Below are 9,975 nucleotides of genomic sequence, written 5' to 3'. Positions count from 1 at the left end.
GGGCGGGTGGAGCGCCGCCGAACTCACCTATTTCCCGACGATCATGGAAGAGATGGACGAAGCCACCACCTCGGACTGGATCGCGCTGTCGCGTTCGCCCGCGACGATCGCGCGGCTCAAGGCGACCGGCGGCGAGTGGCGCGCGCTGCGGACGACGCCGGGCTTCACGCCGTGGACCGACGATTACGCCACGATCCTGCCGGTGCTGCGCAGCCTCAACGACGACCTGCCCTGAGGCCGCGGCCTATTTGAGCTTGAGCGGCAGGCCCGCAGCCACGAACACCGCCTCGTCCGCGCAGGCGGCGACGCGCTGATTGACTCGCCCCGCCTCGTCGCGGAACCGCCGCGCGAGTTCGTTGTCCGGCACGATGCCGAGCCCGACCTCGTTGCTGACCAGGATCAGCGGTCCGGCCACGTCCGCGATCGCTTCGACCAGCTCGTCGGTGGCGGCGGTAATGTCGCACCCGGCGAGCAGCAGGTTCGACGTCCACAGCGTCAGGCAATCCACCAGCAGCACGCGCCCGGGCCGGCTTTCGCGCCGGATCGCCGCGGCGAGCTCGACAGGCGCCTCGACGGTAGACCAGCGCGCCCCGCGATCGCTGCGGTGACGCGCGATCCGCTCCGCCATCTCGTCGTCGGATGCCTCCGCGGTGGCGACGAAGACCAGCTCGCCGCCGATCGTTTCGGCGCGCGCCTGCGCGTGGCTGCTCTTGCCCGACCGGGCGCCGCCCAGGACGAGAAGCGTGCTCATGTGATGATTTCCCCGGAGAGGATGAGCGCGAGCAGCAGTCCGGTCTCGACCAGCTCGATCCCCGCGCCATGGCAATCGCCCGACACGCCGCCCAGCGATCGGCGCAGCCACAGCCACCACCCGCCGATCAGCAACGGCGCGGCGAGCAGGGCGGGCGCCACGTAACAGACGGCAAGCCATCCAACGGTCCACAGGATCAGGTCCAGCGGCCGCACCGCACTCGCGAACCGCGCCGCCAGCCCGTCGTGCAGCTGCGGCAGCCACCGCGTCCAGACCAGCGGCGCGATCCTTGCCACAGCGGGAATCAGCAACAGCGCGATCCATTGCGCCGGCGGCACAAGGTGCAGCAGCACCAGCTTTGCGGCGAGCTGGAGCACGATCGCGATCACCCCGAAGCTGCCGATATGCGGATCCGCCATCACCGCCAGCAGCCGCGTGCGGTCGCCATGCGCCGCGCTCTTGGCATCGGCGAGATCGGCAAGCCCATCGAGATGCAGCGCACCGGTCACCCACACCCAGGCGGCCAGCCCCGCCAGCGCCGCCAGCCACGGATCGACCTGCGCGCCGAGCGAGAAGGCGCCCGCCACCACCCCACCGACTGCGAGCCCGGCGATCGGGAACCAGCGCATGCTCGCGGCGAATTCCGTCGCATCCCCTGCGACGCGCGGCACCGGCAATCGCGTGAGGAACTGGAGCGCGAGGAGCAATCGCTTCATCGCCCGGTCACAACCGCCTGGCCACTTGCGCCTCGGCGAAGGTCGCCATGCCGCTATGCGCCGCCAGCGCCGCCCGGACGATCGACACCGCCACCGCCGCCCCGCTGCCTTCGCCGAGCCGCATGTCGAGCCGCAGCAGCGGGTCGAGACCGAACCGTTCGAGCAAGCGCGCATGCCCGGGCTCGGCCGAGCAATGCCCGGCGAGGCAATGGTCGACGATCCCCGGCGCCTGCGCCACCAGCGGCGCCAGCGCGGCGCAGGCGATGAACCCGTCGAGCATCACCGGCACGCGCCGGTGCCGCGCGGCCAGCACCGCGCCCGCGATCGCCGCGATCTCGCGCCCGCCGAGCCGGCGCAGCGTCTCGAACGCGTCGTGCGGCGCGCCCGCATGCGTGACGAGCGCGCGCTCGACCACCGCGATCTTGCGCGCCTGCCCATCGGCATCGAGCCCGGTGCCCGGTCCCACCCAATCGCGCGGATCGCCACCGAAGCTGCGCGCGCACAAAGCCGCCGCCGAGGTGCTGTTGCCGATCCCCATCTCCCCCACCACCAGCAGGTCGAGCCCGGGATCGACCACCGCGGCGCCCTGCGCCAGCGCGTCGAGGCACTCGGCTTCGGTCATTGCGGACGCGCGCGTGAAATCGGCGGTCGGCCGGTCGAGGTCGAGCGCGACGATGCGCAGCTCCAGCCCGGCATGCCGCGCGAGCTGGTTGATCGCCGCGCCGCCATTTTCGAAATTGGCGACCATCTGCGCGGTCACGTCGGCGGGGAAGGCGCTCACGCCATGCTGCGTGACGCCATGATTCCCCGCGAAGATCACCGCGCGGCCCTTGTCCAGCGCCGGCCGCGGATTGCCCTGCCAACCCGCGAGGAACAACGCGATCGTCTCCAGCCGCCCGAGCGATCCAGCGGGCTTGGTCAGCTCTGCCTGGCGCGCGGCCGCCGCCTCGATCGCGGCGGGATCCGGCGGCGGCAGGTCGCGAAGCGCGGCCGAAAGCGACTCGGCGGTGTCAAACCTCATCATCGTCCCACTCGTCCCGTCGGCACCACCAAGGGCGTCCGATCCCCCTCGATCCACGCGCTAATCCCGTAGACCTCATGCAGATTGGCCTCGCTCAGCACCTCGAGCGGCGTGCCGTCGGCAATCAGCCGCCCCTCGGCCATCAGCAGCAACCGGTCGCAATAGCGCGCCGCCATCGTCAGATCGTGCAGGATGGTCACGACGAGCGAGCCCGCTTCGGCTTCCTGCCGCAGCAGCTCCATCACGTCGATCTGGTGCCCCGGGTCGAGCGACGCGAGCGGCTCGTCGACGATCAGCCCGCGCGCCCCAACGGCCAGCGCCCGCGCCAGCAGCACCCGCGCCCGCTCGCCGCCCGACAGCTCGGTGGCGACGCGCCCGCGCAGGTGCAGCACGTCGGCACGCGCCATCGCCCGCTCGACGATCGATTCGTCCTCGGCGGAGATGCGCGACATCGGCGCGAGGTGCGGCAGCCGCCCGAGCCCCACCAGCCGCTCGACCGACAACGGCCAGTGCAACGTCTGCCCCTGCGGCAGATAGGCCAATTGCCGCGCAACCCGCTCGCGCGCCAGGCTGCCGATCTCCACACCGTCGAGCTCGATCCGGCCCCGGTAGCGGATCAGGCCGAGCAGCGCGCGCACCAGCGTCGACTTGCCCGCGCCATTGGGCCCGATGATGCCGATCAGCCGCCCCGGCTCCAGCGCCATGCCCACGTCGCGCACCACGGTGCGCGGCCCGAGCGCGACGGTCAGCCTCGTCGTGGTCAGGCTCACCATAGCCTCCGCTCCCGCATCAGGTGAACGAGGAACACCGGGATGCCGAGGAACGCGGTGACCACGCCGAGCTTGAGCTCGTTGGTCGCCGGGATCACCCGCACGCCGAGGTCGGATAAGGTGAGCAGCAGCGCCCCGCCGATCGCCGAGGGCAGGAGCAGCGCGGAGGGCGAGCGGTCGGTGAACGGCCGGAGCAGATGCGGCACGATCAGCCCGATGAAGCCGATCGACCCCGACACCGCGACCGCCCCGCCGACCCCGATCGCCACCCCGATCAACAGCCGCCAGCGCACCGCGTTCAGATTGACCCCCAATGCCCGCGCGCCGTCCTCGCCCAGCGTCAGCGCGTCCAGCGAACGCCCGTCCCAGAGCAGCAGCGCGCCGCCCGCGACGATGCACGGCAGCGCGATCCACACATGCTGCGACGAGCGGTTCTCCAGGCTCCCGAGCAGCCAGTTCATGATCTCCATCGCCGCGAACGGGTTCGGCGACAGGTTGAGCGCCAGGCTGATCCCGGCGCCGGCCAGCGTGGCGATGGCGATTCCCGCGAGGATCAGGGTCAGCGCACTTTCCGACTGGGCGGAGAGGCCGAACAGCGCGGCGAGCGCGACCAGCCCGCCGGCGATCGCGAGCAGCGGCAGCAGGGCGGGGTGCAGTTCGGCCAGCCCGAAATAGAGCGCGACCACTGCGCCCAGCGCCGCCGCGTTCGATGCGCCGAGCACCGACGGCTCCGCCAGCGGATTGCGCAGGAACCCCTGCAGCGCCGCGCCCGCGAGTCCCAGCATCGCGCCGACGAGCAGCCCGAGCAGCATCCGCGGCATGCGCAGCTCGAGCACGATCGTGCTCGCGATCATGTCGCCGCGGCCGAGCAGCGCGGCGACGACGCGATCGGGCGCGAGCGTGACGGTCCCGAATCCGAGCGACGCCAGCGCCGAGAGCATGGTCAACACCAGCAGCGCGGCGGAGAGGCCGGCGGAACCGCGAGTCATCGCGTCACGATCCGCTTGCCCGGCGCGCCAGCGGGGCTAGGAACGTCGGCGTGATGCGGCGCCTCCTTCATCTTGCACTCGTCGCCCTTCTCGGGGCCGGCGCCTCGGCCAGCCCGACTCCGCCGCCTGTCGCCGGCGCGCCGGTTCGACCACAGCGGATCGTTTCGCTCAACCTCTGCACCGATCAGCTGCTGATCGCGCTGGCCGATCGTGGGCAGATCGCCGGCCTGACGCTGCACGCGCGCGATCCGGGCATGTCCGCCGCCGCGGCGCTCGCGCAACGCCTGCCCGTCCTCAAGCCGTCGGCGGAGCAGCTCTACGCGGCCAGGCCCGACCTGATCCTCGGCATGCCCGCGAGCAGCCACCCGATGCTGCAGCCGCTCAACGCGCGGGGCTATCGCACGATCGATCTCGAGGATGCGCAAAGCTATGCCGCGATCGCCGGCAATATCCGCACCGTCGCCGCCGCGATCGGCCACCCCGCGCGCGGCGAGGCATTGGTCCACCGCATGGATGCGGAGCTCGCGAGGCTGCATGCGGCGAGCCGCGGCAAGGTCGCCGCTTACTATCAGCGCCGCGGTTTCCTGACGGGCGGCGGCACGCTGATCGACGACCTGATGACCCGCACCGGCCTCACCAACCTCGCCGTCAAGCTCGGCAAGCCGCCGCTGTCGCAAGTCGGCCTCGAGGAGATGGTCGCCGCCCGGCCCGACTTCCTGATCGTCGAGAGCGCAACCGCCCGCGTCGTCGACCAGGGCACCGAGATGCTGCATCACCCGGCGCTGCGCCGCATCCCGCGCATCGCCATCCCGCAGGCATGGACGGTGTGCGGCGGCCCCGCCTATGTGCTCGCGGCCCGGCGCATCGCCGAGCAGGCTGCGCGCCGCCGCTAGGTTATTCTCGCCGAACGGGTGCTGCATCGCTGGCCTCCGGAAAAGGGGAGGCGGACGCTGGCCGCCTCCCGGTGACGATCAGAAGCTCAGCCGCACGCCGCCGTAGAAGCTCTGGCCGAGCGCGTTCTTCCCGAAGCTCATCTGATATTCCTTGTCGAACAGGTTCACGACACGGCCATAGACCTCGATATTGCCGGTGATGTCGTAGGAGCCGAGCAGGTCGACCACCTCGTAACCCTCGGTCACGCCGCCGAAGCTCGCCGCGTTGCGATCGCGATAGCGCGCCCGCGCGGTGAGCGAGAGGCGCTCGACCGGGGTGACCGTCACCGAGGTGCTGCCCGAATGCTTCGGCCGGCCGAGGTCGAGCCATGCACCGTTCGCCCCCGGTGCTTCGGCCTCGAGATAGGTATAGCTCTGGCGGATCGACAGCCACTCGATCGGGCGGATGTCGAACGCGATCTCGATGCCCGATTTCCGGGTCTTGGCGAAGTTCAGATAGCAGCCATCCGGCGCGCCGTCGCAATCGAATCCGATCTCGTTCCGGGTACGCGTGAAGAAGTAGGAGAATTGCGCCGTGAAGCGCTCGCCGAAGCCGAGGTCGATGCCGACATCGCCGCCCTCGCTGGTCTCGACCTTGAGTCCCGGATTGCCGAAGCTCGGGTCGAACAGCTGGTAGAGGCCCGGCGCCTTGGCCCCGGATCCGTAGCTCGCGCGCAGCTTGACGTCGCCGCCGCCGACCGCGTCCTGCACGACATAGGCGCCGGTCACGCGATAGGTGCCGAAACTGCCGAAGCGGCTATTGTCGTCGATCCGCGCCGCGCCGGTGATGGTCAGTCCCGTCACCGGCCGCAGCGCGACCTCGGCATAGGCCGACTTGGTCTTGATCCGGGCATCGAACATGCCCGAGAAACTGGTGACCTGGTCGGTATATTCCTCTTCGTAATTGGCCCCGGCCGCGACCCCGGCCACGCCGCCCTTGTCGTAGCTCGCGTTGAGCGACAGCGAATCCTTGGTGCCCTCGAACAGGTCGCCCTCGGGCAGGTAGAACGTCCCGAAATAGCGGCGCTGCGCCTTGTAGCGGCTCGCGGTCGCGGTGGCGCGGAAGGCGCCGTCGTCGCTGCGATAGCTGCCCTGGCCGGCCAGCGCCCATTCCTCGACGCGCGCGGTATCGAGGCTGTCGGCGGTGGTGTCGTCGAGGTCGCTGTGCGAATCCTGCCAGAAGCCGATCAGCTGCAGGTCGACGTTGGCGCTCGCCGCCAGCCCGACGCGGCCGCTGAAGCCGTAGCGCCAATATTCGTCGTCCTCGACCCCGTCGGCCAGCGATGGGCCCTTGTGGCGGTATCCGCTCGCGGTGAGGCGGAAGTCGAGCGCGCCGGTCCGGCCGAGCAGCGACGCGCCCCCGTTCAGCGTGTCGTGCGATCCCGCCTCGCCCTCGGCGTTGACCGTGATGCCGTCGGCGTCCGCGCGCTGGGTGATGATGTTGACCACCCCGCCGATCGCGTCCGAGCCGTAGAGCGAGCTCTGGTTGCCGCGCAGCACCTCGATCCGCGCGACGTCGCGGGTGGTGAGGTGGTCGGTCTGGAACTGCGTGCTGATGTTGCTGGGATCGCCCAGCTCGATGCCGTCGATCAGGTAGAGCACCTGGTCGTTGTCCGACCCCCGGATGCTCACGCTGGCCGCGTCGCCGGGCCGGTCGGAGCTGATCTGGATGCCGGGAAGGTCCTGCAGCACGTCCTTGGCGAAGATGATCTGCTCGCGGGCGATGTCCGCAGCGGTGACGATGCTCACCGAGCTGCCGACCTCGCGCGCGGTCAGCGGCACGCGGCTGGCGGTGACGACGATGTCGTCCTCGCCCTGGGACGGGTTGTCCTGCGCGAAGGCCGGCGTGGCGGCGGTGGCCAGCAGGATGGTCAGGTAACGATAGTTCACGGCGTATTCCCCCGGGCGTCGGAGCAACGGATGGCGGGGCGTGCCGTCCGCGTGCGAACGGCCGTCACGCGCGTGCGGGCGGACGCTGGAGGCACCCGCGCGAGCATGACCGTGCGGCCCCGCCGCATGGTTCGTCGCTCAGACGGAGAGAAACCGTGCCTTGGCCTATCCCTGGACCCAGGCAAGAGCGACCCGTGCCGGCAGGTCTCCTGGCTCGCGGGTCGTCGCTCGATGCGCGGCCTTCCCGGATCGATGATCCAGTGGCTGCTTCCTCACAGGGAAGCCAGCGCGTCTCGCTCGCCGCTCACAGTTGCAGGGACAGCCGCGGTTTTGGACGGTCACCCGTCCGCACCGCATTCCCGATTAAGCCCCGTTCGGGGCACCGGCGCGATCATTCGCAACCGGATTTCTCCCGGTTGCGAGGCGCGCCCTACGCGCAATCCCGCTTGTTGCCAAGAACCATAGGGTCAGGTGTTGACGCAGCTTGAAGTCCTGGATGACCTTGCCCCTGCCGTCATCCCCGCGCAGGCGGGGATCCATTGCCGCTATCATTCCGATTCCGCCGATAGGCCGGCCAGAATGGATTCCTGCTTGCGCGGGAATGACAACAATATGGGACGTGGAGTCAGGTCAGAAGGCGAGGTCGAAGCCGATCCGGATCGCGCGCGGACGCAGCGGGGTGATCTGGTCGCGGTCGCGAATCAGGAAGGGCGAGCCGAGCGCGAAGCGGTTGCCGCGCGAATCGAACAGATTGGTGAGCCCGAGGCTGATGCTGCGGCGCTCGTTGCCGATCCGCGCCTCCAGCATCGTGTCGATATAGTCGCCCTGCAGCCGCTCGAGGATCGGCCCGATGCCGAGCGTCGACTGGCCGACATAGCGGACGTGGCCGGTGAGCGAGAGCGCGGCGTCGCTCGACACGTCAGCGGTATAGGCGAAGCCGAGCCGCGCCGTCGCGTCGGCGACGTTGGGCAATCGGTCGGCCGGTATCGCGGGGGCGTCGATCGGCAGCAGGATCACGTCGCGCCGCGTGACGCTGCTGTCGTTCAAATAGACCGACGCGTCGAACTCGAGCCCGGGGATCGGGCGCCAGCGTCCGGCGAGGCCGAGCGAATACACTTCGCCGTCGCCGATATTGGCGGTGGTGGGAAAGCCGAAGCCGTCGATCAGGTCGGCCTGGATATGCTTCCAGTCGGTCCAAGACGCGCTGAGCGCGAGGTCGAAATTGCCGCCGATATAGCGCCCGCCGCCCTCGACCGTGGTGACGCGATCGCCCTGGAAGCGCTGGATGAAATCCTGGCGCACCGCGATCCCGCCCGGCCGGAAGCCTTGCTGGAGCCGCGCGAACAGGGTGAGTTCGTCGGTCGGACGATAGGCCAGCGCGGCGGAGGGCAGCAGACGCGTCTCGCTGCGCGTGCCGCGCGCGCCGGGATCGACGCGGAACGCCAGCGCCGCCGGCACATCTTCCGAATAGCCGGCCAGGCTCGCATGGGTGAGCCGGCTGCCCAGCGTCAGCGTCACCCGCGGCGCGGGCTCGATCGTCGCCTCGCCATAGAGCGTCGCTTCCTCGACGCGGTTGGTCACGCCGGTCATCGGCAGGAACACCGCGGCCGACCAGCTATAGGTGCGGCTCGGCACCGCGCCACTGCCGGTGGTCGCCTCGCCCGCCTCGATCAGCGTAGGCGCGATGTCCATGCGGCGCTGAACGCGCGCCTCGTTGCGCAGCAGGCTCGCCGCGAGCAGCCAGCCGGTGCCGTTCGGTCCGCGCTGTGCCAGCCGCGTCTCGAAGGTGAGCATCGAAATGCGGTTCGTCTGCGAATAGCCGGTGCCGGGCGCGTCGAATACGGGCTTGACCTCCGGCTCCGCGGGGTCGGCCAGCGCCTGCCCCTCGAACATCTCGAACACATATTGGCGCGCGTAACCGAGCGACGAGGTGAGCTCGAGGTCGTCCCAGCGCTTGCGCACGACGAGGTCGGCGAGCCAATAGTCGCTGCGGAAGGGCTGGGCGATGCTGCTCACGCGCGCGAGATCGCCGACGCCGCGCTCGGCATACTGGCTGTCGTCGCCGCGGATCTTCTGGCCGACGCCGCTCAGGTCGACCGTCCAGCCGTCGCCCGGATCGAAGCGCAGCGCGCCGCGTCCGCCCACCGTGCGCACCCGGTTCACGTCGCGCAGCCCGCGGCCGAGATCGTCGATATAGCCGCCCTCGACCGATCCAAAGGCGAGACCGCGGAAGGCGAGCTTGTCCTCGACCAGCGGCACGTTGACGATGCCGCCGCCGTCGACGGTCGGCTGGCCGTGCTGCACCCCGGTGACGCCGCCCCACGCCGCGCCGCCGAAGTTGATCAGGTCCGGCGCGCGCGGCACCACGCGCACCACGCCGCCGAGCGATCCGGCGCCGTAGAGCGTGCCCTGCGGCCCCTCGAGCACCTCGATGCTCTGGACGTCGTAGAGCCGCAAATTGGGGTCGGGCGCGCTATAGGTGATGCGGCTGTTGCCCCAATACTGGCCTACCGTCGCCTGGGTCGGGCCGACGAAGCTCGAATCCGCGATGCCGCGCACGAACAGCTTGTTGCGGCCCGGACCGAGATGAGTCGAGACCACGCTGGCGATGCGCGCCTCGATCGCGCCGGTGCCCTGCATCGCATCGGCGGCGGAGAGGCTGTCGCCCGAAATGATCTGGACCCCGCCGGGATAGGCGCCGAGCGGGACGTCGCGCTTGGTCGCGGTGACGACGACCTCGATCGGTGCTTCCGGCTCGGGTGGCGGCGCGCTCGGCCGGGGCGGGGCGGGGCGAGGGGCCGGGCGCGCGACGACCGGTGCGCGCTCGACAAGGTACGTCGCGACGGCGACGCGCCGTGCCCGCGCGCCGGTGCCGCGCAGCGCGCGGTCGAGCGCCTGGCCTGCGG

At 70.5% G+C, this 9,975-nt stretch carries 8 protein-coding genes, 1 pseudogene and 1 riboswitch; of the genes and pseudogenes, 2 read left to right on the top strand and 7 right to left on the bottom strand.

Translation table 11 applies throughout. The features are described from left to right. Positions 1-235, top strand: a pseudogene (locus tag ABDV68_RS15830) (hypothetical protein); the annotation flags it as partial. Positions 236-244: 9 nt separating this feature from the next. Here the strand turns inward: ABDV68_RS15830 and cobU are convergent. The 5 genes from cobU to ABDV68_RS15805 are packed head-to-tail and all read right to left on the bottom strand — an operon-like array spanning position 245 to position 4,247. After that, entirely contained in the window at positions 245-751 is a 507-nt protein-coding gene (gene cobU, locus ABDV68_RS15825; protein ID WP_343521067.1) for a bifunctional adenosylcobinamide kinase/adenosylcobinamide-phosphate guanylyltransferase, read from the bottom strand. After that, positions 748-1,467, bottom strand: a complete 720-nt coding sequence (gene cobS / locus ABDV68_RS15820) for an adenosylcobinamide-GDP ribazoletransferase (RefSeq protein ID WP_343521065.1) — start codon at positions 1,465-1,467, stop codon at positions 748-750. Before cobS ends, cobU begins: the two co-directional genes overlap by 4 nt. Before the next feature lie 7 nt (positions 1,468-1,474). Continuing rightward, positions 1,475-2,491: a nicotinate-nucleotide--dimethylbenzimidazole phosphoribosyltransferase gene (gene cobT, locus ABDV68_RS15815; RefSeq protein WP_343521064.1), complete on the bottom strand. Its 1,017-nt coding sequence runs from the start codon at positions 2,489-2,491 to the stop codon at positions 1,475-1,477. Beyond that, positions 2,488-3,261, bottom strand: a complete 774-nt coding sequence (locus tag ABDV68_RS15810) for an ABC transporter ATP-binding protein (RefSeq protein WP_343521063.1) — start codon at positions 3,259-3,261, stop codon at positions 2,488-2,490. The genes cobT and ABDV68_RS15810 overlap by 4 nt, the downstream gene beginning before the upstream one ends. Further along, the gene (locus ABDV68_RS15805; RefSeq protein ID WP_343521062.1) at positions 3,255-4,247 is read right to left on the bottom strand and encodes an iron ABC transporter permease; all 993 of its coding nucleotides are present in this window, start codon (positions 4,245-4,247) and stop codon (positions 3,255-3,257) included. Before ABDV68_RS15805 ends, ABDV68_RS15810 begins: the two co-directional genes overlap by 7 nt. Before the next feature lie 53 nt (positions 4,248-4,300). Between ABDV68_RS15805 and ABDV68_RS15800 the strand changes: the two genes are divergently transcribed. Then, the gene (locus ABDV68_RS15800) at positions 4,301-5,140 is read left to right on the top strand and encodes an ABC transporter substrate-binding protein (RefSeq protein WP_343521061.1); all 840 of its coding nucleotides are present in this window, start codon (positions 4,301-4,303) and stop codon (positions 5,138-5,140) included. A gap of 78 nt (positions 5,141-5,218) precedes the next feature. Here the strand turns inward: ABDV68_RS15800 and ABDV68_RS15795 are convergent, their stop codons facing one another. Both ABDV68_RS15795 and ABDV68_RS15790 read right to left on the bottom strand, forming a co-directional pair. Continuing rightward, positions 5,219-7,069, bottom strand: a complete 1,851-nt coding sequence (locus tag ABDV68_RS15795) for a TonB-dependent receptor (RefSeq protein WP_343521060.1) — start codon at positions 7,067-7,069, stop codon at positions 5,219-5,221. A 181-nt stretch (positions 7,070-7,250) separates the two neighbouring features. Next, positions 7,251-7,471, bottom strand: a riboswitch (cobalamin riboswitch). Positions 7,472-7,699: 228 nt separating this feature from the next. Next, a partial coding sequence (locus ABDV68_RS15790) for a TonB-dependent receptor (RefSeq protein ID WP_343521059.1) occupies positions 7,700-9,975 on the bottom strand: 2,276 nt, incomplete at its 5' end.

This window comes from Sphingomonas sp. (assembly GCF_039595165.1).
Classification (GTDB): domain Bacteria; phylum Pseudomonadota; class Alphaproteobacteria; order Sphingomonadales; family Sphingomonadaceae; genus Sphingomonas.
This window is presented reverse-complemented; position numbering and strand designations above follow the sequence as displayed.

Excerpts from the sequence above, each read along its gene's own strand:
- cobU (WP_343521067.1), bottom strand. The coding sequence starts at position 751 with ATGAGCACGCTTCTCGTCCTGGGCGGCGCCCGGTCGGGCAAGAGCAGC.
- cobS (WP_343521065.1), bottom strand. The coding sequence starts at position 1,467 with ATGAAGCGATTGCTCCTCGCGCTCCAGTTCCTCACGCGATTGCCGGTG.
- cobT (WP_343521064.1), bottom strand. The coding sequence starts at position 2,491 with ATGATGAGGTTTGACACCGCCGAGTCGCTTTCGGCCGCGCTTCGCGAC.
- ABDV68_RS15810 (WP_343521063.1), bottom strand. The coding sequence starts at position 3,261 with ATGGTGAGCCTGACCACGACGAGGCTGACCGTCGCGCTCGGGCCGCGC.
- ABDV68_RS15805 (WP_343521062.1), bottom strand. The coding sequence starts at position 4,247 with ATGACTCGCGGTTCCGCCGGCCTCTCCGCCGCGCTGCTGGTGTTGACC.
- ABDV68_RS15800 (WP_343521061.1), top strand. The coding sequence starts at position 4,301 with ATGCGGCGCCTCCTTCATCTTGCACTCGTCGCCCTTCTCGGGGCCGGC.